At 60.6% G+C, this 21,523-nt stretch carries 25 protein-coding genes; 10 read left to right on the plus strand and 15 right to left on the minus strand.

Going from position 1 to position 21,523, the window contains the following annotated elements:
- Positions 1 to 170: 170 nt before the first annotated feature.
- Positions 171 to 1,235: an AraC family transcriptional regulator gene (locus tag RDL77_RS18715; protein WP_288194197.1), complete on the minus strand. Its 1,065-nt coding sequence runs from the start codon at positions 1,233 to 1,235 to the stop codon at positions 171 to 173.
- A 139-nt stretch (positions 1,236 to 1,374) separates the two neighbouring features.
- On the opposite strand from RDL77_RS18715, the gene RDL77_RS18720 reads away from it, so the two are divergent.
- Positions 1,375 to 2,079: a hypothetical protein gene (locus RDL77_RS18720; RefSeq protein WP_288194199.1), complete on the plus strand. Its 705-nt coding sequence runs from the start codon at positions 1,375 to 1,377 to the stop codon at positions 2,077 to 2,079.
- Positions 2,080 to 2,126: 47 nt separating this feature from the next.
- On the plus strand, positions 2,127 to 3,164 hold the full coding sequence (locus RDL77_RS18725; protein ID WP_223611255.1) for a prolyl oligopeptidase family serine peptidase: 1,038 nt from the start codon (positions 2,127 to 2,129) through the stop codon (positions 3,162 to 3,164).
- A gap of 19 nt (positions 3,165 to 3,183) precedes the next feature.
- Here RDL77_RS18725 and pssA read toward each other — a convergent pair whose 3' ends face one another.
- The 6 genes from pssA to RDL77_RS18755 form a co-directional block, all read right to left on the minus strand.
- The gene (gene pssA / locus RDL77_RS18730) at positions 3,184 to 3,951 is read right to left on the minus strand and encodes a CDP-diacylglycerol--serine O-phosphatidyltransferase (protein WP_223612361.1); all 768 of its coding nucleotides are present in this window, start codon (positions 3,949 to 3,951) and stop codon (positions 3,184 to 3,186) included.
- Positions 3,952 to 4,036: 85 nt separating this feature from the next.
- Entirely contained in the window at positions 4,037 to 4,735 is a 699-nt protein-coding gene (locus tag RDL77_RS18735) for a phosphatidylserine decarboxylase (protein ID WP_374042753.1), read from the minus strand.
- Positions 4,736 to 4,900: 165 nt separating this feature from the next.
- A complete protein-coding gene (locus RDL77_RS18740; protein WP_374042754.1) occupies positions 4,901 to 6,799 on the minus strand; it encodes an ABC transporter ATP-binding protein/permease in 1,899 nt (632 codons plus the stop codon).
- Positions 6,800 to 6,801: 2 nt separating this feature from the next.
- A complete protein-coding gene (locus tag RDL77_RS18745) occupies positions 6,802 to 7,137 on the minus strand; it encodes a helix-turn-helix transcriptional regulator (RefSeq protein ID WP_223611257.1) in 336 nt (111 codons plus the stop codon).
- A 131-nt stretch (positions 7,138 to 7,268) separates the two neighbouring features.
- Positions 7,269 to 7,679 carry a hypothetical protein gene (locus RDL77_RS18750; protein WP_288194201.1) on the minus strand — a complete coding sequence of 137 codons (411 nt, stop codon included), beginning with the start codon at positions 7,677 to 7,679 and terminating at the stop codon, positions 7,269 to 7,271.
- Positions 7,680 to 7,693: 14 nt separating this feature from the next.
- Complete coding sequence (locus RDL77_RS18755; protein WP_288194203.1) at positions 7,694 to 8,965, minus strand: LysM peptidoglycan-binding domain-containing protein; 1,272 nt, start codon at positions 8,963 to 8,965, stop codon at positions 7,694 to 7,696.
- A 339-nt stretch (positions 8,966 to 9,304) separates the two neighbouring features.
- Between RDL77_RS18755 and RDL77_RS18760 the strand changes: the two genes are divergently transcribed.
- Together RDL77_RS18760 and RDL77_RS18765 are read left to right on the plus strand one after the other, a co-directional pair.
- A complete protein-coding gene (locus RDL77_RS18760) occupies positions 9,305 to 9,910 on the plus strand; it encodes a TIGR00730 family Rossman fold protein (protein ID WP_223611260.1) in 606 nt (201 codons plus the stop codon).
- Between the two features lie 21 nt (positions 9,911 to 9,931).
- The gene (locus RDL77_RS18765) at positions 9,932 to 10,942 is read left to right on the plus strand and encodes a CorA family divalent cation transporter (protein WP_288194204.1); all 1,011 of its coding nucleotides are present in this window, start codon (positions 9,932 to 9,934) and stop codon (positions 10,940 to 10,942) included.
- On the opposite strand, the gene rarD is transcribed toward RDL77_RS18765, so the two are convergent.
- The 5 genes from rarD to cysS all read right to left on the minus strand — a co-directional run bounded on the left by rarD (position 10,931) and on the right by cysS (position 16,129).
- The gene (rarD, locus tag RDL77_RS18770; protein WP_374042755.1) at positions 10,931 to 11,890 is read right to left on the minus strand and encodes an EamA family transporter RarD; all 960 of its coding nucleotides are present in this window, start codon (positions 11,888 to 11,890) and stop codon (positions 10,931 to 10,933) included. The genes RDL77_RS18765 and rarD overlap by 12 nt on opposite strands.
- Positions 11,891 to 12,003: 113 nt before the next feature.
- Positions 12,004 to 13,617 carry a citramalate synthase gene (cimA, locus tag RDL77_RS18775; RefSeq protein ID WP_288194205.1) on the minus strand — a complete coding sequence of 538 codons (1,614 nt, stop codon included), beginning with the start codon at positions 13,615 to 13,617 and terminating at the stop codon, positions 12,004 to 12,006.
- Positions 13,614 to 14,117, minus strand: coding sequence for a GFA family protein (locus RDL77_RS18780; RefSeq protein WP_288194206.1), 504 nt, complete (start codon positions 14,115 to 14,117; stop codon positions 13,614 to 13,616). Before RDL77_RS18780 ends, cimA begins: the two co-directional genes overlap by 4 nt.
- Positions 14,107 to 14,490: an endonuclease domain-containing protein gene (locus RDL77_RS18785; RefSeq protein WP_288194250.1), complete on the minus strand. Its 384-nt coding sequence runs from the start codon at positions 14,488 to 14,490 to the stop codon at positions 14,107 to 14,109. The genes RDL77_RS18780 and RDL77_RS18785 overlap by 11 nt, the downstream gene beginning before the upstream one ends.
- Before the next feature lie 181 nt (positions 14,491 to 14,671).
- The gene (gene cysS, locus RDL77_RS18790) at positions 14,672 to 16,129 is read right to left on the minus strand and encodes a cysteine--tRNA ligase (protein WP_288194207.1); all 1,458 of its coding nucleotides are present in this window, start codon (positions 16,127 to 16,129) and stop codon (positions 14,672 to 14,674) included.
- A gap of 384 nt (positions 16,130 to 16,513) precedes the next feature.
- On the opposite strand from cysS, the gene RDL77_RS18795 reads away from it, so the two are divergent.
- Positions 16,514 to 16,678, plus strand: a complete 165-nt coding sequence (locus RDL77_RS18795; RefSeq protein ID WP_158531317.1) for a hypothetical protein — start codon at positions 16,514 to 16,516, stop codon at positions 16,676 to 16,678.
- On the opposite strand, the gene RDL77_RS18800 is transcribed toward RDL77_RS18795, so the two are convergent.
- Positions 16,655 to 17,269 carry a LysE/ArgO family amino acid transporter gene (locus RDL77_RS18800; protein WP_288194208.1) on the minus strand — a complete coding sequence of 205 codons (615 nt, stop codon included), beginning with the start codon at positions 17,267 to 17,269 and terminating at the stop codon, positions 16,655 to 16,657. The genes RDL77_RS18795 and RDL77_RS18800 overlap by 24 nt on opposite strands.
- A gap of 41 nt (positions 17,270 to 17,310) precedes the next feature.
- The gene (locus RDL77_RS18805; protein ID WP_288194209.1) at positions 17,311 to 18,075 is read right to left on the minus strand and encodes an SOS response-associated peptidase; all 765 of its coding nucleotides are present in this window, start codon (positions 18,073 to 18,075) and stop codon (positions 17,311 to 17,313) included.
- A gap of 125 nt (positions 18,076 to 18,200) precedes the next feature.
- Between RDL77_RS18805 and RDL77_RS18810 the strand changes: the two genes are divergently transcribed.
- The 4 genes from RDL77_RS18810 to RDL77_RS18825 all read left to right on the plus strand — a co-directional run bounded on the left by RDL77_RS18810 (position 18,201) and on the right by RDL77_RS18825 (position 20,309).
- The gene (locus tag RDL77_RS18810; RefSeq protein WP_288194211.1) at positions 18,201 to 18,632 is read left to right on the plus strand and encodes an NUDIX hydrolase; all 432 of its coding nucleotides are present in this window, start codon (positions 18,201 to 18,203) and stop codon (positions 18,630 to 18,632) included.
- 31 nt (positions 18,633 to 18,663) lie between these two features.
- Positions 18,664 to 19,086 (plus strand): TIGR02301 family protein, encoded by a 423-nt coding sequence (locus tag RDL77_RS18815; protein ID WP_374042756.1) that lies wholly within the window; start codon positions 18,664 to 18,666, stop codon positions 19,084 to 19,086.
- A 103-nt stretch (positions 19,087 to 19,189) separates the two neighbouring features.
- Positions 19,190 to 19,447 (plus strand): hypothetical protein, encoded by a 258-nt coding sequence (locus tag RDL77_RS18820; RefSeq protein ID WP_105736147.1) that lies wholly within the window; start codon positions 19,190 to 19,192, stop codon positions 19,445 to 19,447.
- A gap of 22 nt (positions 19,448 to 19,469) precedes the next feature.
- Positions 19,470 to 20,309 (plus strand): hypothetical protein, encoded by an 840-nt coding sequence (locus RDL77_RS18825; protein WP_288194213.1) that lies wholly within the window; start codon positions 19,470 to 19,472, stop codon positions 20,307 to 20,309.
- On the opposite strand, the gene RDL77_RS18830 is transcribed toward RDL77_RS18825, so the two are convergent.
- Positions 20,306 to 21,085: a helix-turn-helix domain-containing protein gene (locus RDL77_RS18830; RefSeq protein WP_288194214.1), complete on the minus strand. Its 780-nt coding sequence runs from the start codon at positions 21,083 to 21,085 to the stop codon at positions 20,306 to 20,308. The genes RDL77_RS18825 and RDL77_RS18830 overlap by 4 nt on opposite strands.
- Before the next feature lie 96 nt (positions 21,086 to 21,181).
- Between RDL77_RS18830 and RDL77_RS18835 the strand changes: the two genes are divergently transcribed.
- The gene (locus RDL77_RS18835; RefSeq protein ID WP_288194216.1) at positions 21,182 to 21,436 is read left to right on the plus strand and encodes a hypothetical protein; all 255 of its coding nucleotides are present in this window, start codon (positions 21,182 to 21,184) and stop codon (positions 21,434 to 21,436) included.
- Positions 21,437 to 21,523 lie beyond the last annotated feature (87 nt).

The raw sequence follows: 21,523 nt of genomic DNA on the forward strand, positions 1-21,523 counted from the left end.
GACCCGAGCTAGATCGTACATTCATCATGGTGCGTGGTTCGACAAGCTCACCATGAGGGATGGAGCAGGCTGTAGGGCGCTGTATTCTGCGACGTTTGTGGTTGACCTTGCACCGACCACTTCCCTCATGGTGAGCTTGTCGAACCACGCACAGACGGATCTGCAACTGATCATCCGGCGAGGCGGATAATTGTTGCGCCGGATTTGTTCGTTGCCAGCGCATTGGCGCGCCAGGCCTTCGGGCTCATGCCGGTGACCCGCAGAAACTCGCGGTTGAAATTGGACTTGGTCTGAAACCCGGCATCGAACATGATGCCGGTGACCGCACGATCCGTATCCGCCAGCAGGCGGCAGGCCTCCCTCACCCTGTAATCATTGACATAGTGCGAGACGCTCATCGCCTTGACCCGGTTGACGGCTATCGACACCTGCCGGGCCGGCAGGCCCATCTTGCGCGCCAGGCGGTTGAGATTGAGATCGACATCCCGGTAGAGTTCCCGCGCCTGCATCAGCCGATCGAGCGCGGCGGCTATTTCCGTGTCTTCGGCGCTGGGCAGCACCGGCGACGCGCCCTCTTCCGCGACGGATTCGTCCCGTTCCTCCGGGCGGCTTGTTCCCGCGACCGTGGCCGCGCTCCCGAGGACGAGCAGGGCGAGGACATTGCCGATGGCAACGATGCGGGCGGAATGGCTGCCGCCAGATGCTGCAAAATCCCAGCTGATGACGATGTCGGTCAGCGCGGAACTGGAAATGGCAAAGGCGGTCACCTGCAATGCCCGGTAGGCGCTGATGACACCGTCCAATCGGGATGAACCCAACGCATCCGGACCGGCAAAGGCGAGGCGGGAAAGGGCAATTCCATAGCCTGCGAACACCAAAATGATGGCCAGCGAAACCGGCGCAGGCCAGAAGGCGACGAGGCCGATCACCGCAAGCGTCGGCAACAGGTGCAGCAAGAGCCATGGACGCTGCGCCGGCGGCAGCTCACTGCGCAGGCCTTCGAAGCTCAGCCATGCCAGCGTGGCGATGATGACGGCGAGTACAGCCTGGACCGGCAGGACCTCCAGCACATCGTAGCCCCAGCGCACCCCGATCACCACCGATTGCAGCGCATAGACCGACACCAAGGCGAGAAAGAACGGATTCCTGTCAGTGCCGTCGCTTCGCCGGATCATCTGGACGAGAAGAACGACAAGCAGGACGGCAACGACAAAAGGCAATGGAACAAACAGCATGGAACCTGCGACCGGGACGAGTGGACGAGGCCCACTATGTCCTGAAACACGATCGCGGACGACCTGAATTGTGATCAAGGTCGAATTTCAGCGGAAAGCGCCCTCCTCTGGTTGCCATGCCAACCCACAGGAGCCCATCATGCTGAGCCTTATCACCGCCCTTCTGCTTCTCTTCGGAACTGCAACCCCCAGCGCCGCCGACCAGGTCAAGCCGCCGCTCGATATCGGTGCGGTCAACAGCGTCGCCATAACGGGGGAAGCCAGCCGCATCGTGTTCACCGCAGGCGATGGCGCGCCCTATCAGGCCCGCATCACCGCCACGCGGTCCGGCTGGTTCTCCGGCTGGTATTCGAGCTGGTTCGCCGATCAATGCGCCACCCGCACCACCATGGAGGTCAGGGAACGGATGCTGCGCATCCACGTGGTCAATGCGCCGCTGCTCAGCCTTTCCGACTGCGAGGTGCTGATCCGCGCCAGCCTGCCTGCCGACAGCGATGTCAGCATCGAACAGGCGGCACTGCAGGCCCGGCTGACCGGTGACTACGGCGCCGTGCGCATCAAAGGCCATGCGGCGGATTTTGCGCTGGATGGGCACGCGGCGAGCCTCGACATTTCAGGTGACGCCGTGCGCAGCGACCTGCGCTTTGCCCGCGTCAGCAACAACGAGATCATCCGGCTCGATTCCCGCGCGCTCGACGCCTCGTTCACCTTCGGCAAGGACGTTCCCATCAGCTACGCCGTGGATGCCAAGGCATCCCTCGTCGACAGCAAGCGTGACAGCACACCCGGTGCCAAACCCGCGATCAGCATCAAAAGCGACTATGCCCGCGTGACGATCCGCTAGAGCGCGTCCCTTTATCATCCTTATATCAAGCAACAAGGAACATTATCATGAAATTCTCGACTGTATTTTGTGCTGCCGCTGTTTCGACACTGGCAATGCTGTCAATGGCCAACGCCGACGTGAATGTCGGCGTGCAACAAATCCTTGCGCCTTCGAAAGAACGCGGAGCCAATCTCGATGTGACGGTTTGGTATCCGGCACAGGGCGGCGGTGAACAGACTCTTCTTGGCGACAACCGGTTTTTCGCGGGAACGACAGCTTCGCGCAATGCACCAATTATCAATGGCAAGCATCCGGTCATCCTGCTTTCACACGGTACTGGCGGATATGCGCCTGCCTTGGGCTGGATCGCGGTGCCATTGGCCAAGGCTGGTTACATCGTTGCGGCTCCCAATCATCCAGGCAGTACCGGTGAAGATTTATCAGCGGCGGAAACTTTCAAGATGTGGCTCAGGCCTGCGGATTTAACCGCCACTCTGGACGCCATTGAGAATGTATCTTCCTTGAAAGACGACATCGATACCAATAGAGTCGGTGCTATCGGCTTTTCCTTGGGAGGCTCCACTGTTTTTGCAGTTGCAGGCGGCCGGATGAACCCTCAACTGCTGGCCTCCTATTGTGATACGAGTTCGCGCAATCCCTATATGTGCGGGTGGGTCAAGCAAAGCGGCGTTGATCTTCACGCGATGAATTTAGAGCTTGCAGGACGCAACAACATAGATGCGCGCGTTCATGCGATTGTCGCGGTCGATCCCGGACCTTCTGACGTTTTCACACGCGAAAGCATCGCCAACATCTCAATCCCCGTTGATATTATCAGTCTCGGGCGACCTGAAGACAGTCTTCCGACTTTGGACGCTTCTGAGATTGCCGGAACCATCAAGGGTGCACGCCACGACAGAATAGAACGGGCAGTACATGAAAGCATGGTTGCCGAATGCAAGACTGGCGCATCGGAAGCGCTCAAGCGCGAGAAATTACCGCCCCTGTGCGACGATGGAGATGGGAACTCCCGCAGCGCCATTCATGCGCAGCTGATCGATATGATCACAGAGGCGTTCGACCGGACGCTCAAAGCGCAATAGATGCGCTGCCACACAGAGCTTATGCAGCTCCCTCGGACGGTGCAGACTCTGAAACGGCAGCGGCGGCGGCATCCGCCGCCTCGTGCCGCTTCCATGCGCGGGCGCTGAACGGCAGGCTCAGGAAGAAGCCGACGGTCGTCAGCGTCAGCGTCTGCCACGTATAGCTCATCAGGAATGCCACATAGACCACGATGAACAGGAAGCTCGGCATCACCCAGTCGGAGCGGAGTTTTGTTCCGGCTGCCTTGCCGCTGAACACCGGCAAGCGGCTGATCATCAGGATCGCCACGCAGACGGTATAGGCGGCGCCGGCAAAGGCCAGTGGCCGCGTCGGCGCGAGGCCGAGAAAACCGAGATAGACCGGCAGCATCACCAGCATCGCCCCCGCCGGGGCGGGAACGCCGGTGAAAAAATTGCCCTGCCATGCCGGTTTGCCGATCACATCAAGCATCACGTTGAAGCGGGCCAGGCGCAGGCAGCAGGCAATGCAGTAGAGCAGCGCGGCGATCCAGCCGAAGGAGCGGGCCTGATCCAGCATGTAGGCATAGAGCACCAGCGCGGGCGCCACGCCGAAATTGACGATATCGGCAAGCGAATCCATCTGCGCGCCGAATTTTGTCGACCCCTTCATCATGCGGGCGATGCGCCCGTCAATGCCATCGAGGAACGCGGCGAGAAGGACCATCGATACCGCCAGCTCGAAGCGATTCTCGAAGGCCAGCCGGATACCGGTCAAACCGGCGCAGATGGCCAGAACCGTAATGACATTCGGCACGAGATAGCGCATGGGGATGCGCGAACCCGTGGGTTCCTGCACCTGCGGCTTTTCATCGAACAGCGGATCGGTCTCGGGTTCGTTCATGCCGCGCGCCTCAGCTGATACGGACCAGCGGGGCGCTGGGCTCGCCGCCGAATTCCGCCAGCACGCTCTCGCCGCCAACGGCCGTCTGGCCGACGGCAACGCGCGGTGCAAAACCGTCCGGCAGGTAGACGTCCACGCGCGAGCCGAAACGGATCAGGCCAAAGCGTTCGCCGATGGAAATGGAATTGTTTTCATCGACCCAGCAGACAATGCGGCGTGCCACGAGACCGGCAATCTGCACCACGGCAACCTGGCCATTGGGGCTGTCGATCACCAGGCCGTTGCGCTCGTTCTCGGCGCTTGCCTTGTCGAGTTCCGCATTGAGGAACTTGCCCGGCTTGTGAACAATGGTGGTGATGCGGCCACGCACCGGGGCGCGGTTGATATGGCAGGAAAACACGTTCATGAACACGGAAATGCGGGTCATCTCGCGGTCGCCGAGGTTGAGCTCGCGCGGCGGCACGGCGGGCCCGACGGCCGATACGATGCCATCGGCCGGGCTGATCACCAGCCGGTCGTCGGTCGGGGTGACGCGCTGCGGATCGCGATAGAAATAGATGCACCAGGCGGTGAGGATGAGGCCGATCCAGAACAGCGGTTCCCAGAAATAACCGAGAACCACCGTCACGCCGGCAAAACCGGCGATGAACGGATAACCTTCCCGATGGATGGGGACCAGAGTGTTGCGGATGGAATCGACAAGGCTCATTGCTTTGTTCCTGACAGCGCCGGGTGTTCGCCGGGCAGCATACACGCCGCGCCGGAATTTCGCGTTACTTATCGGAGATTGGCAGCGGGGGCAAACCTTTCAACCCGGCTTGCACCGGTCATCAGCAGAATTCTTCAGTGGCGGACTTTTGCTGGCTGCGACTTTTCACGGCTCGACGGCGACGTCGAGCGCCGGCTTGCCCCGGACAACCACACCCAGATCGTCTTCCTCGCGCACCTTGCGCAGGCGTTCTTCGGCCTCGGTTGCCTCGCGCTGGCGGTTCCACATGGAGGCATAGAGGCCGTTTTCGGCCAGAAGCGCCGCGTGCCTGCCGCGTTCGGCAATCACGCCATCCTTGAGCACGATGATCTCGTCGGCACCGATGATCGTCGACAGGCGGTGGGCGATCACCAGCGTGGTGCGGTCGCGGCTGACCAGATCGAGCGAAGCCTGGATTTCATGTTCGGTCGCGCTGTCGAGCGCCGAGGTGGCCTCGTCGAGGATCAGGATCGGCGGCGCCTTCAAAATGGTGCGGGCAATGGCAACGCGCTGCTTTTCACCGCCGGAGAGTTTCAGGCCGCGCTCGCCGACCATGGCATTGTAGCCTTCCGGCAGGCTCTGGATGAAACTGCCGATCTGGGCAAGCTCGGCCGCGTTGCGCACTTCCTCTTCCGTTGCCGTGATGCGACCATAGCGGACGTTGTAGGCGATGGTATCGTTGAACAGCACCGTATCCTGCGGCACCATGCCGATCACCGCGCGCAGGCTTTCCTGCGTCACGTCGCGGATATCCTGGCCGTCAATGCTGATCGAACCGCCCTGGATATCGTAGAAGCGGTAAAGCAGGCGCGACAGGGTGGATTTGCCGGCACCCGACGGACCGACAATGGCGACAGTCTTGCCGGCGGGAACTTCGAAGCTCACCCCCTTGAGGATCGGGCGCTTGGGATCGTAGGCGAACTTCACATTGTCAAAGCGCACGGCGCCGCGCTCGATCACCAGCGGCCTGGCATCGGGCTTGTCGGTCACCTCCTGCTCGACATCGAGAAGGTCGAACATCTGTTCGATATCGGTCAGGCCCTGCCGCACTTCGCGGTAGATGAAGCCGATGAAATTGAGCGGAATGGAAAGCTGCATGAGCATGGCATTGATGAAGACGAAATCGCCGAGGGTCTGCGTGCCGGCCAGCACCTCCCTGCCCGACATGATCATCATGACCGCCATGCCGATGCCGAAAATCACCGACTGGCCGAAATTCAGCCAGCCGAGCGACGTCCAGATGCGGGTCGCGGAAATCTCGTAGCGCGCCATGGCCGCATCGAAGCGGCTGGCCTCCATCTGTTCATTGCCGAAATATTTGACCGTCTCGAAGTTCAGGAGCGAGTCGATGGCCTTGGTGTTGGCGTCCGTGTCGGAATCGTTCATGTCGCGGCGGATGCTGATCCGCCAGTCGCTGGCACGGATGGTGAACCAGGTGTAGAGCCAGACCGTCGCCACGACCACGGCGAGATAGGACAGGCCATAGGCAAACGCGAAAATCACGGCGGTCAGCAGGAATTCGATGATCGTCGGCGCGGTGTTGAGGATGGTGAAGCGGACGATGGTTTCAATGCCCTTGGTGCCGCGCTCGATGATGCGCGACAAACCGCCGGTGCGCCGCTCGACATGGAAGCGCAGGGACAGGTTGTGCATGTGCACGAATGTCCGGTAGGCAAGCTTGCGCACGGCATATTGCCCGACACTGGCAAACAGCGCATCGCGCAGCTGGTTCAACCCCGCCTGAATGATGCGCGCGGCATTGTAGGCGGCCACCAGCATCAGCGGGCCGACGAGAATGAGCGGCAAGAGATCGGACGGCACGAACTTGCCGTTCAAGGCATTGGTTGCCCATTTGAAGAAATAGGGCACCAGAATGAGGATGACCTTGGAAATCAGCAGGTAGAACGAGGCCCAGACGACCCGCATCTTCAGGTCGGGACGTTCATCCGGCCACATATAGGTCCAAAGATTGCGGATGGTCTGCAGCGTTTTGCCAGACTCGGCGGAGACAGTTTTTTCAGCCACGGCTATTCCTTGATGGCCGCAGCGGCTACCCGCGCTGCCGGCACAATGGTATCGGGTGGACAGCAGAGATTGGCCATATCGCCGACAAGGGCGGCGACATCGGCAAAGGCGTCCGGATTGATGCTGTAATGGGAACTCTGGCCGGACTGGCGGTAATTCACCAGACCGGCATCGACCAGTATTTTCAGATGCTGCGATACGGTCGACTGCGCCAGATCAAGCGTTGCGACAATATCCTTGCAGCAGGAGGCGTTCAGCCCGGCCAGCTGCCGGACAATGCGCAGGCGCGCGGGATGGGCGAGCGCGGTGAGAATCCGCGCCGTTTCCGCATCTGACATCGCCTGTTGAAATCGGTTGCTGCATTTCATCGTTCATCGGCGATAAACGATATAATTTTCCAATGCAAGGGTTAAAGCGGGTCATCCATGCCATGCGGGTGCGGTTTTGGAGCATATCCAACGCTCAAGCATCAGAAAAAGCCGTCGAGAAACGCCGCCGTCCGATCCGAGATTCCGACGATCTTGTCAGTTGCCTGGCGGTAGAACTTGAAGTTGAGTTCCGTACCGGGCTCACCATCCTTCCAGTCGGTCAGATGCTTGAGTTCCCGCCTGCCGAGCGGACGCGTGGCACGGGCATTGCGCCGGATCACAACGCTGACACGCGGCGTTTGCCTGATGACGCCGCTCTTCCTGGCGACGGCTTCGGCTGAGATGACGACACCGCGCCCGACAAGCCCCTGCCCGCCCTCGTTCTCGCTGGCGAAGAGAAAGACCGTGTCACCGGCGGCGATATGCTTGCCGCCATACATGGTCTTCTTCGCGTTGAATGCGAACATTTCCGCCTGCGGATCGCGAATCTCGGCTTTGATCGCGAATGCCACCCGTCCGTCCTCCGCTATTGCGGCGCCGGCTTGTCCTTTTCCGGCAGTGAAAAGACCTGTCCGGGGAAAATCCTGTTCGGGTTCTGGATCTGCTCCTTGTTGGCCAGATAGATCGTCGTATAGCGCACACCCGCACCGTAGGTCCGGCGCGAAATCGTCCACAGATTGTCGCCGCGCCGGATGATGACCGAACCATCGACATTGCGAAGCGGCTTGGCCGTATCGGCGCCCGACGCCTGTTCACTGCCGGCAGCCGGGGCTGCTTCGGTCGAAGCCTGCGCCGTTGCCGCCGGTGCGGGCGTTGCGGATGGTGCGACGGCCGACACGCGCTGGCCTGCCTCGCGCTTGAACGGCACGGCGGCGCGGGCAATGACGGTCACGCCGTCCTTTTCCACCATGTCCGCACGGATGATATAGTCGCCCACGGGCAGGTCGCGGGTTGTCTGCACGAGAAAGTGGCCATCGGCGCCCGTCTTGGTCGAGCCGATGAGGTTGTCGTTGGCATAGACCTTGACCGTGTAACCGGCATCGGCAATGCCGGCGATGAACAGTTTGCTGCCTTCGATCTCCACCGCTTCGACAACGATGCGGGCCTTGGCGGCGGGCTGCTTGGCAGGCTTGTCGCCGGTGGGCGCCGCTGCTGCGGCCGGCTGGTTGGAAGCCGCCTGACCTGCCGGAGCTTCCGGTACGGTGATCAGCCGGCTCGGCTGGCCGGATTGTTCGACAAGCGCCAGGACCTGCCCCGATTTGGTTTCGGGGATGGAGACGATGGCGGTTTCCAGCGATGTCATGGCGCTGCCATCGGGTGCCGTCGAGCGCAGGACCAGCTGGTAATCGCCGGGCTTCAGGGGATCATCGAGGACGATGACGAAGTCGCCATTGGGCGAAGCCTTGGTGGTTCCAAGAATATCGCCGCGGGCCAGAAGGTCCACCTTGGCATTGTTGGCAGCCTTGCCCGCCAGAACGATCGTCCCCTTGGGGTCAACGCGCAGCACATCGAAGGTTGGAGCACCCGGCTTGCCCTCGGCTGCTTCAACCTGCGGCGTCGTCGTGCCTGCGGCTGGCGCGGCAGCCGGTGCCGTCGTGTCGGTCGAAGGTGCAGCTTGCGGCTGTTCGGCCGGTTTTGCGGCGGGCGTTTGCGCGGCTGGCGCAGGTGCGTTTCCGCTCGCCGTTACGGCCGGCGTATTGGAAGTCGGCTTACCCGGAACAAACCCCAGATAGGCAGCAGCCAGCCCCACGGCGACAACAACGCCAAACCCCAATAGTGCAAACTTGTTCTTGACCATCGATCCCCAACCCTTTTGTTCTTTTTGCTCTAGTGGTCCGATTCTGACATTTGCCCCCCATTGATACAAGCCAAATAAGCAAATGTCAGAATCAAAGGACCACTAGCAAGTCTATGATTCTAGTGGAACTTTGAATTTGACATTCGCATGTTGCAGATGATGTCAAACGGAATGCGAATGTCAAATTCGTTCCACTAGCGCCTTTTGTGCTCTGCCACAAGAAAACCGTTTAGATTCAGCCTCATTCTTTGTGATTATTCTACCAGATTCGCAATTCGAGGCTTTTGTCGCATCCGCAGCGGCTTGACGTTTCACCGCACAGAAGGCACCACTTTTCAAATGAGCAAGATTCAATCCATCTGCGTTTACTGCGGCTCGTCTCCGGGCCGCGATCCGATTTACAAACAGAGCGGCAGGATGCTGGGCAAATCCATTGCCGAAAACGGGCTTGAGCTGGTGTACGGCGGCGGCACGAAGGGCATCATGGGCGCCGTTGCCGATGGTGTCATGTCGGCGGGCGGCAAGGTCACCGGCATCATTCCGAAGTTCCTGATGAACAAGGAAGCCACCGAGCATGCGCTCGGCCAGCTATCGGAACTGGTCGTCACCGAGGACATGCACGAGCGCAAGCACAAGATGTTCGAGCGCTCCGACGCCTTCGTCACCCTGCCCGGCGGCATCGGCACGGTGGAGGAGATCGTCGAGATCATGACCTGGGCGCAGCTCGGGCGCCACCGCAAGCCGATGGTGTTCGCCAACATCAACGGGTTCTGGAATCCGATGCTTGCCCTCATCGATCACATGAAGGCGGAAGGCTTCGTGCATACGTCACATTTGGTCAATCCGCTTGTGGTAGAACGCCCGGAAGATATCGTTCCGGCGATCCTCAAAGCAGCAGCAAGAGGCGACCGGGACGGCGACGAAGCGATCATCGAACGGCTGTAGAAGCGAAGGAGCGGGGATTTCATGGTTCAAACGCTGAGCTTAGATCCCGCCCCCGACGCCAAGCTTTTCCCCCAGGACGACTTCGTCATATCCTACCGGTTCGGCAGCGATGGCGCCTTGCTGTCCGAACCCGCCGCCGTATCGGACAAGGCATGGACCTGGAAGAGTTATGCGCTGGCCGATGCGCGCGCCCGGCGCAGCCTAGCAGCGGACAAGAGCCTGCCGGACAGCGTGCGCGAAGCCTTTCTCTCCTCCGGCGATCAATGCCAGATCAGCTTCGAAGACGGCTGGCTGTTCGGTGAACTGCCGGATCTGCAGCACGAGCACTACGGCGATCCGCGCGAGCTCGGTTATTTCCGCTTTGCCTTCGACAGGAACCTGTTCATCAGCGGCCGCCGGCACCCGCTGCAATCGGTGGATGACGTGCGCCAGTCCATCAATCGCGGCAAGATCAGGCCGGCCGCGCCGATCGCACTGTTCAACGCGATATTCCGGCGCTTTCTCGACCTGCTCAAGGCCGAGATCAACCGGCTTTCGGAAACGCTTGATTCCATCGAGGACCACATCGTCAGCGAAAAATGGCAGGGTGAGCGCGAACGGCTGGTGCCTGTGCGCCGCCAGATCGTGGTGTTTCACCGCTATCTCACGGCTGCGACCAGCCTGTTCCGCCATATCGACCATGCGGACCGGCGCGCCCTGCCGGAAGATCTGGACGATCTGATCGAAGGCCTGTCGATCCGCGCGGCAACGCTGCATGCGGAAGGCGAACAGCTGCAGCAGCGCGCAAGGCTGCTGCAGGACGAACTGCTGGCCAAGATGACCGATCAGTCCAACCGTTTTCTCTACGTGCTCTCTGTCATGACCGCCGTGCTGTTGCCGAGCAACGTCATCACCGGGCTGTTCGGCATGAACACGCCGGGCCTGCCCTTCGCCAACAGCGCGCATGGCTTCTGGGTGGTGGCGCTGCTCGCCGTGATCATTTCAGCCATGGTCTACCTGGTCGTCCGCAGGATCGGCGGATCAGGGCGTTAGAGCCTTCGCCTTGCGCGATTCATGCAGCATCGACCAGGTGTAGATCGCCAGCGCCGCCCAGATCAGCGCGAAGGCAATGAACTGGCTGTTGGAGAACGGCTCCTTGAACACGAAGATGGCGCACAGGAACACGATGGTCGGCGCGAGATACTGCATCAGGCCGATGGTGGTGTAGCGCAGGAGTTTTGCGCCAAAAGCGTAGAGAATAAGCGGAATGGCCGTGGCCGGACCGGCAAACAGGAGAAGGCCGATATCATGGCTGCCGCCATTGACGAAATGGCTCGTGCCCTGCGCCACGGTCCAGGCAATGAAGCCAAGCGAGGGAATGGACAGGATCAGCACTTCCAGCATGAAGCCTTGGGTCGGGCCGATGGGCAACGTTTTGCGGAAGAAGCCGTAGAAACCGAAGCTGAAGGCGAGAACCAGCGAAATCCACGGCAGGCCGCCGGATGAAATGGTCAGGAGCACAACCGCGCAGGCCGCAAGGCCGACCGCCACCATCTGCGGGCGCGTCAGCTTTTCCGACAGGAAAATACTGCCGAGCACCACGTTCACCAGCGGATTGATGTAATAGCCGAGCGCCGTGTCGATGGCGTGCCCGGCACCGATGGCCCAGACATAGGTGCCCCAGTTGATGGTGATCAGCGTCGCCGTCAAGGTGGCCATGGCCAGCATGCGCGGCGTTGTCAGCGCGGTTCTCAGATCGTCGAAACGGCCCAGCCACCACAGCACGGCACCGGCAATGGGAACCGACCAGACGATGCGGTGCGCCACCACTTCCAGCGCCGGCATGTAAGCCACGGCTTTCAGATAGAACGGCAGGATGCCCCACAGCAGATAGGCGGAAAGCGCAAAGATAAAGCCTTTCCTGCCGTCGGACATTCCCGGCCCTGCTTCAGCTGCGATTGCTCCAGCCCCAAGGCCGCTTTGATTGATCTGTTCACTCATGCGGCGATGCTCTACGACCACCGGCCGGAAACGTCTATCGAATTCGGCTGATCATCCCATCAACGCCCTTGATGATTTGGAATCAATTTCATCCAAAAATCGAAAAAACCGGCTCACTCGGCAGCAATTTTGCCCGCGAGATCGCGATTTTTCATCAATTTATAGACGATTGAGTCCATCAGCGCCTGAAACGAGGCATCGATGATATTGTCGGAAACGCCCACCGTCCACCAGCGCACATTGCTGGAATCCGTCGATTCGACCAGAACCCGGGTGATGGCTTCCGTGCCGCCATTGAGGATACGCACCTTGAAATCCGCCAGCACCAGATCGTCGATCTCGTGCTGGTAGCGCCCCATGTCCTTGCGCAAGGCCAGATCGAGCGCATTGACCGGGCCATGTCCTTCCGCCACGGACATGCGCTGCTCGCCATCAACCTCGACGCGGACCACGGCTTCGGAGACGGTCTTGATATTGCCATTGGCATCGAAGCGGCGTTCGACCATGCAGCGGAAGGATTCGACCTTGAAGAATTCCGGCACCGTACCGAGCGTGCGGCGGGCTAGCAGCTCGAAACTGGCATCGGCGCCCTCATAGGCATAACCCTCAGCCTCGTGCTCCTTGACCAGCGCGATCAGCGTATCGAGGCGCGGATCGTTTTTTGCAACGGGAATGCCGCGCCGCTCCAGCTCATTGATAAAGTTGGATTTTCCACCCTGATCGGACACCATGACCTTGCGGCGGTTACCGACAGTCTCCGGCGGTATGTGTTCGTAGGTCGCGGGTTCCTTGATCAGCGCGGAGGCGTGAATGCCCGCCTTGGTGGCGAAAGCCGAAGCGCCGACAAAGGCGCCCTGCGCATTGGGCGCGCGGTTGAGCAGTTCATCGAAACTGCGCGACAGGCGCGACAGGCCCTTGAGCTTTTCGGCGCTGATGCCGGTTTCGAAGCGGTCCGACCAGGCGGGCTTGAGCGCCAGCGTCGGGATGATCGTGATCAGATTGGCATTACCGCAGCGCTCGCCGATGCCGTTGAGCGTGCCCTGGATATGCCGCACGCCCGCATCGACGGCCGCGAGCGAATTGGCAACCGCCTGCTCCGTGTCGTTGTGGGCATGAATGCCGAGGTGGTCGCCGGGTATGGCTTTGGTGACGGCGCGGACGATCGCGCCAACTTCATTCGGCTGCGTGCCGCCATTGGTATCGCACAGCACCACCCAGCGCGCCCCGGCCTCATAGGCGGTTTTGGCGCAGGCCATGGCATAGTCCGGATTGGCCTTGTAGCCGTCGAAGAAATGCTCGCAATCGACGATGGCTTCCTTGCCCGCCGCGACCGCCGCCCGAACGGAGGCATCGATGGATTCGAGGTTCTCCTCGTTGGTGCAGCCGAGCGCAACGCGGACATGGTAGTCCCAGCTCTTGCCGACAAAACAGACGACATCGGCCGAAGAGCGGATCAGCGCCGCCAGCCCCGGATCGTTGGACACCGAAACACCGGCGCGCTTGGTCATGCCAAAAGCGGCAAACTTTGCCCGCTTGGTTCGCTTTTCCGCAAAGAAGGCCGTGTCGGTCGGATTGGCGCCGGGATAGCCGCCCTCGACATAGTCAAGGCCGAACTCATCGAGCATATCGGCAATGACCTTCTTGTCCTCGACCGAAAAATCGATGCCCGGCGTCTGCTGCCCGTCGCGCAACGTCGTGTCGAAGAGATAAACGCGTTCTTTTGTCACTTGCCCGCCTCCCCCAGCGGCCCCAGCGGCCATGCATCCGTATCATGATCGGGATGCTGGTTGGAAACCATTGTTTTCAGGAATTCGATCGATTCCGGATCGCCATCGGACCTGTGGCCCGGCAACAGGCTGAGATCATCGACATAGGGCAGCTTGTCTTCGATGCCCCATTGCACGAGCGGCGCCAGCTCTTCCGGATGATCGAAGGCGCCGATGGCCAGCGCGACGCCGTCGGGCGCCTCGTAGGTCAGGGGCGTGCCGCAAGCGGCGCAGAAGCCGCGCTGGACGTGATTGGACGAGCGGAAGCGTTTTGGCGCGCCGCGCGTCCACTCCAGGTGCGCCGTCCTGGTGGAAACCAGCGGCGCATAGAAATTGCCGAAAGCCTTCTGGCACATGCGGCAATGACAGATGGAGGTATCGGTCAGCGCACCTTCAACGCGGAACCGCACCGCGCCGCACTGACAGCCGCCGCTATAGACGGGCCTGTTATCAAGACTCATGGCTGTGGCTCCCCTTCAGCGCAACACGGACAATGTGCTGACACACGCCCTCGATATCCCGCAAGACATCGTCATTCCAGAAACGCAGGACGACCCAGCCATCGGCTTCCAGCCGGTGGGTTCTGCCCAGATCATAGATCAAATGATCATCTTCAGCATGCTGCGCGCCATCAAGCTCAACAATCACACGATGTGAAGGACAAGCAAAATCAACGATGTAACCGGCAACGGGCATCTGCCTTTTAAAGCTTAGCCCCATCAACCGGTGCGCACGAACCGCATTCCAGAGCTTCAGTTCCGCATCCGTCAATGCCCGGCGCATTGCCTTGGCATTGCTCCGAATTTTGCGGGGAACAGGTGTATGTGACGGCATGGTACTCACCCCCCTCTGTCCTGCCGGACATCTCCCCCACAAGGGGGGAGATCACATCGACATCGGTGTTTACCCACAATGTTCAAACTCTCAGATTGTACGACGGCAGCCATGAAAGCTGATCTCCCCCCTTGTGGGGGAGATGTCCGGCAGGACAGAGGGGGGTGAAACAGCGCCAATGTCACCGTTTCACCTCCCAGGTTGTCACGCGCTCGCCGGTCTGCGGGTCCTTGCCGTCCTTCAGCTGAATGCCCTTTTCCAACAGCTCATTGCGGATGCGGTCTGCCTCGGCAAAGCTTTTCGCCGCAAGCAGAGACAACCGCTCGTTGATCCTGGCATCGAGCTCCGCCTTGAAGGCGTCGGACAGGTTGGCCGCCGTTTGTCCCGCCACATCCACACCCAGCAGGGCAAATGCCGCGTGGTAATCCGCCGGGCTGACCGAGCCGGATTTGCGGATCGATGCCAGCCAGTTGATCAGGCTTGGCGTTGCCAGATCGTCCGACAGGATGGTGATCGCATCATCCGGGATCGTGCCAACCGGTGCATCCCCGACATATTCGCGCGCCTTGAGCAGGATGTTCTCCGCTTCCTCGAGCCGTTTGACGGTGAAATCGATCGGCTCGCGGTAATTGGTCATCAGCATGGCCAGACGCAGCACCGCGCCCGGCCACTTGCGCTCACCAAAGACTGTCGTTTGCAGCAGCTCGTTGATGGTGAAGAAGTTGCCGGCACTCTTGGCCATTTTCTGGCCTTCGACCTGCAGGAAACCGTTGTGCATCCAGATATTGGCCATGCGCTCGGTCCCCAGCGCGCAGCACGACTGGGCGATCTCATTCTCATGGTGCGGGAACACCAGATCGATGCCGCCGGCATGGATATCGAAAATGTTCTTCATCGGATCGTCGCAGGCAAGCCCGCCGCCGAAGGGCTCGAGCAGCTTGGCCATCGCCATGGCGGAGCACTCGATGTGCCAGCCGGGGCGGCCAAGCCCTTCGATGCCCGCCGGCGACGGCCAGCCGGGTTCATCCGCCTTGGACGGCTTCCACAGGACAAAGTCCATCTCGTCGCGCTTGTACGACGCCACGTCAACGCGGGCGCCGGCAAGCATGTCATCGGCCGAACGGCGGGCGAGCAGCCCGTAGCGCGGGCCCTTGCGGGCATTCATCGCCGAAGGGGAAAACAGCACATGGCCGTCGGCGACGTAGGCGACGCCCCGCTCGACCAGACGGTCGATCATTGCCACCATCTCCCGGATATAATCCGTGGCGCGCGGCTGGTCGGAGGGCTCGAGATTGCCCAGCGCCTTCACATCGGCCTGAAACTGCGCATTGGTCTTGTCGGTGACAATCCGGATCGCCTCGTTGAGCGGCAGGCCGGGATAATCGCGCGCCGCACGGGCGTTGATCTTGTCATCCACGTCGGTGATGTTGCGCACATAGGTCACCTGCGCCTCGCCATGCAGATGGCGCAGCAGCCGGAACAGGACGTCAAAGACGATCACCGGGCGGGCATTGCCGATATGGGCATAGTCGTAGACGGTCGGACCGCAGACATACATGCGCACGTTTTTCGGATCGATCGGCACGAAGTCTTCCTTCGTGCGGGTGAGCGTGTTGTAGAGGCTCAGGGTCTGCGGCATGTCTTTGATCTCAAATTCGGGTTGCAACTGTAAAAACGCATATCACGGCGCTGGTCTGGCGACCGGTGCGTTTCACATCTTTGGAGCGAATTTTGAGACGAAAACGGCCGGGGCCAGCGAAGCGCTAGCTGATAATAATCCGACAGGTAATAATCGTTACGGACGACGTTTTCATGATTGCATTTATGATTGAGCCGGGGCGCAAGGTCAAGCGCAACTTGCCAGCGGCCGGGTGTGGCAAATTTATCGGGTTTGAACTGGTTAATTCAAATTAACCGGAAAGCCCAAAATCCTCCCGGAATGTGCCTTTTTTCCGGCGGAATTGACCGGGATTCCTGCACCCCAGACAGAGGGGAATTGTCCCCGCGACACAGGACCGGACACATGACCAACACTTCCGTAGCGGCCAAAGCCCGCGACACCGTTTTCGCCGATCATCTGGCCGCACAATACCGTGCGATTGGCCCGGCCGCCGTTCAGGCCGCCGTTTTGACCAAGCCGCGCCAGCGGCCGCTGCTGACCGTTTCAACCGTGCAGGAAACGGACTAACAGACTGAGGGCGATCCCGGCCATGATAAGGCCGATGAGGACGTCCAGGACACGCCATGCGGCCGGCTTGGCAAAAACCGGCTGCAGCAGTCTCGCGCCATAGCCGAGACCGAAGAACCAGACGAAAGAGGCGACCGCAGCTCCGGCGCCATAGGCCGCGCGGTTGGCGCCTTCAAAACGCGCCGACAGGCCGCCCAGCAGAACCACCGTATCCAGATAGACATGCGGATTGAGGAAGGTCAGCGCCAGAACCGTGGCAATGGCCGCCTGCAGCGAGCCCCCGCCCGAGCGCGCCGCCTGCATGGCCTCCGGCTTGAGCGCCCGGCGAAACGCCACCGATGCATACCAGAACAGGAACGCCGCGCCGCCAAGCGTGACCATAGAAATCAGCTTGGGGGACTGGGCAATCAGCGTGCCGAGACCGGCAACACCGGCGGTGATCAGCAGCGCATCGGACAGCGCACAGATCAGGGACAGGATGAAAACATGCTCCTGCAAAAGCCCCTGGCGCAGAATGAAGGCATTCTGCGCGCCGATGGCGATGATCAACGAGGCACCAAGAAGGAAACCGGACAAAGCGGCGGAAAACATGGGAAAATCCTGAAATCTGAATGGGAGGCTTGGATGGACGGTCAGAACAGCTTCATCTGATCGTCGGACTCGGGCGGCTTCTGCCGCAGCGGTTTTTTGACCTCAAAAGCCCCTTCGACCACCCGTTCCTGAATGTCCGGGCCCATATTGGCAACCTTGTTGACCTTGTCGGACACCGGTATCGCCTCGAAAAAGTCCGGCTGGGCCGGTTTCAGCAGATCGGCGACATGGCGCGGCTCCTGGGTCTTGCAGTCGAGCCAGCGGCTGAAATCCTTGGGATCGATGACGACGGGCATGCGGTCATGGATGGGGCGCAGCGTTTCATTGGCGCTGGTGGTCAGGATCGCGCCCGTGTCCATTTCCGAGCCTTCCGCATTGGCCCATGGCTCGTACAGGCCGGCAAAGGCGATGACGCCGCCGTGTTTCGGCCTGATCCAGAAGGCCTGCGACTTGTTCTTGCCGTCGCGGCGCCATTCGTAAAACCCTGAAGCGGGAATGAGCGCACGGCGATGCCGCATGGCTGTTTTGAACGATGCCTTGTCGATGGCGGTTTCCGAACGGGCATTGATCATCAGCGGATAATCGGCGGTGTCCTTGACCCAGCCGGGAATGAACCCCCAGCGCACCAGCAGCGCGCGCCTGTCGGGACGGTTGCTGCCGGGCGGCGGCGTTTCGCCCGAGACGATCATCAGCACCGGCTGTGTCGGCGCGATATTGTAGCGGGCCGGAAAGGCCTCGACATCTATCAGCCCCATCAGGGCTTCGATCTCTTCCGGGGTTCCGAGGAGGGCAAAACGTCCGCACATGCAATGAGAGCCTATTTGAATTGGAGTGGCGATCATCCGGTTTTTCGATGCCGGGTCAAGGTGGAGTTTGCGGGATGTTGCACGATGCTCTTGTCAAAGCCCCAGCCGCGACATAACCCTGACATATGGCACAGATTCCGCTTTCCCCCGATGTTGACGGCGTTTCAGCCGTCTGTATCCGCAACGAGGCTTTCCTCCTGGTGGAGCGTGGGCGCGAACCCGCCAAGGGCTGGCTGGCCTTCCCCGGCGGGCGGCGCGAAGAGGGAGAAGCGCCCGATAGCGCCGCCATCCGCGAACTGTTCGAAGAAACCGGCATCCGCGCGACGGAGGTGTCCTATCTCGACACGGTTGTCTTCGATTATTCGACCCCGGAATTTCCCGCCCCCCGGCCCTATCGCCTCGCGGTTTTCCTGGCGCATGATCCCCGGGGCGAGGCCATTGCCGCCGACGACGCGGCGGCGGTCCACTGGCTGAAAGTCGAGGAAATGGCCAGCTTCGATGTCACCGCCAGCGTGCTCGACATGGCCCACGCTCTGGCGCGAACCTTCAAAAGTTGAGGGTATTGCCGCATTGCGCCTTGAAGACGCCTTGCTTTCCGGCCACAACCGTCTGCAGGGGATTCCACCGCCACAGGGTCAAGACGTGCGCCGCAGAGCATTGATATCAGCATTTCTGTTGGCGATCGTCAGCGCGGGTCCCGCCCACGCGGTGGACCCGTTATATGAAACAAAGCTGATCCGGCTGGCGGAAATTCTCGGCTCCATTCATTCGCTGCGCAACATCTGCGGCGAAAAAAGCAGCCAGTGGCGCGACCGGATGGATTCGCTGCTGGCGGCGGAGAATCCGGACCCTGCCCGCCGGGCGCGGCTGGTGGCCAGTTTCAACCGCGGCTACCGGACGTTTACCGAGACCTATACGGCGTGCACGAGCCAGGCGATTGCGGCGATTGACCGCTACCAGACCGAAGGAGAAAGGCTTTCTTCGGAGATCATATCGGGCTATGGAAATTAACCAGGCTTTAACTGTTGAAGCCAAAGGACCGCATTTTAAGCAAAACGTATGGTATTGTTTAGCGGCAGTTTAAGAATTGGCTTCGGCCAAGGATGGTATAATCATGAACATGACATCGGCGGACCTCGATAAGTTGGTTGCAGAAGAAAAAAAGCTGGTTGCGATCGAATATCAGAATGAAGTCTGGGCAGATGGCACTCTTGAAGGTATCGAGCCCGAGATCATGGCCGAAGCTGCATTTGCGACCGCGCTGACCGAATTGATCAGGGATAACGGCGAAGTGTCCGCGCTGGCCTTGCTCGAGGTGCTGCGCGAACGTATTTCTGCGGGTGAATTCTCTTCGAATCGCGTCCTGCAATAATTCAACGACCGGGTGATCCTGCATGCTCGACAAGCTCGCTTCCGCTTCCGTGATCGCCAGAACAGGTTTTCTAGCGGCAGTCCTTTGCGCCTGCGCTGTTCCTGCCTATGCCGCTGCACTGGACAGGCCCGTGCAGCTGGCGCTCAGCGAGATCAAGAAGGAAGAATTGCCGAAGGCCGCTGAAACGGCTCCGGCAAAGCCGGACGAGAAGGCACCGGCCGCTCCGCCTGCCGCTTCCGAAACCAAACCCGCCACGACAACACCGGAAAAGCCCGCCGCCCCTGCCGCAGCGCAGGAAAAGAAGGCGCCCGAGGCACCCGCTGCCAAGGAAAACGACACGGCTGGTGCGCCGCGCAGCAATCCGGCCCTGCCGAACGTGCCGGAAGGCTCCCCGCCGCCGCACGTGGAATATGACGTCACCAAACTGCCGTTCCCGGTGCAGAAAATGCGCGAGCTTATCATTGCCGCAGCCAAGACCGGTTCGCTGGAATCCCTGCGGCCGCTGATCGGCTCGGGCGACGACATGACGATGCTGTCGCTTGCCGATACGGACGGCGACCCGATTGCCTATCTGAAGAGCCTTGCCGGCGACACGGATGGACAGGAAATCCTCGCCATCGCCATCGATATCCTCAATTCAGGCTACGTCCATCTGGATGCCGGAACGCCTGATGAGCTCTACGTCTGGCCGTATTTCTTCGCCTACCCGCTCGACAAGCTCGATGCCAAGCAGCGCGTGGAGCTCTTCCAGATCGTCACCGCCGGGGATTATGACGAGATGAAGCAGTTCGGCACCTATGTGTTCTACCGCCTCGGCATTACGCCGAAGGGCCGCTGGCGCTTCTTCGTCAACGGCGACTAAACCGGACCATTGGCGAAATAGCGCGTGGGCGTGACCCCGAACACGCGCCGGAACATGGCAATGAATGCGCTGATATTGTTGTAACCGACATCAAGCGCGACTGATGTGACCGCCTGCCCCGCTGCCAGCAATTCCAGTGCCCGCATCAGCCGGGCGCGCTGGCGCCATTCGGTAAAGGTGAAACCCGTTTCAACCACGAATTTGCGCGTCATCGTCCGGGCGGGAATACCCGCCCAGTCGGCCCAATCCTCGGCTTTTCGCTCGTCGAGCAGATTGCCGGTAAAGGCATGGGCGATACGCACCAGCCGCGCATCCGCCGGCATCGGCAGCCCGAGATCCTCATGCGGCAGGCTGGCGATCTCATCGAGAATGACGCGCGCAATCCGCTCCTGTCCCTGATCAAGCACCTCGCCCTTCCAGCCAGCCGCCCGATTGACCGCCTCGCGCAGCAGTCCGGAACTGCGCAGAGTGCAGGGAATGGCGGGGAGCATCGCGCATTCCGGCTCCGCCACGTAGACACTCCAGCCGAAATAGGCCCCATGCGACTGCAGCGAATGCTTGTGATGCGGCGGTATCCACACCGCGTGGATGGCGGGAACGACCCATTGCCCCGCTTCCGTTCCAATCGTCAACAGACCGGTGCTCGCCCCCAGCAACTGGCCGCGCGCATGGGCATGGACGGCAACGAACCGTGGAACACTCCTCTCCTGCTTGCCCGCAATGATGATCGGGCCTTCGGACGACATGGCTTGTTCCGGGGTGATGAAATAGCTCATTTTGGCCTCAACGCCGTATTCATTGGCATGGATACGATAGCAGCGCCAACGTGTCGTGGCTAGTTTGCGCGCATGATTTTTGCCAAGGAGACGACGATGCGTGCCCAGGACATTTTGCCCGACAATATCAACCAGGTAGAGGTCAACGACGTTGCCGTGCGCAAGGGGACGGTCGGCGCCTTCCTCATCAACGCACGGCTCTGGCTGAAACCTGGCGCAACCGCCGAGGAGCGGGAGGTGACCGAACAGGACATTCTCGATGCGCTGCCCGCACTGGTTGCATTGGGTCTGTTTGACTTCTTGTCGATCCGCGATCCCAGACTCAGGGAATTCGTCGCCATGCACCTTTAGGAGACAACGATGCTCATTGATCTCAAGGAATTTCCGCTTGTCTATCTGCGTGCCGACCAGGACAGCAGCGCAAGCAACGCATCCTTG

It is taken from the genome of uncultured Phyllobacterium sp. (genome assembly GCF_902479695.1).
Lineage (GTDB): Bacteria > Pseudomonadota > Alphaproteobacteria > Rhizobiales > Rhizobiaceae > Phyllobacterium > Phyllobacterium calauticae.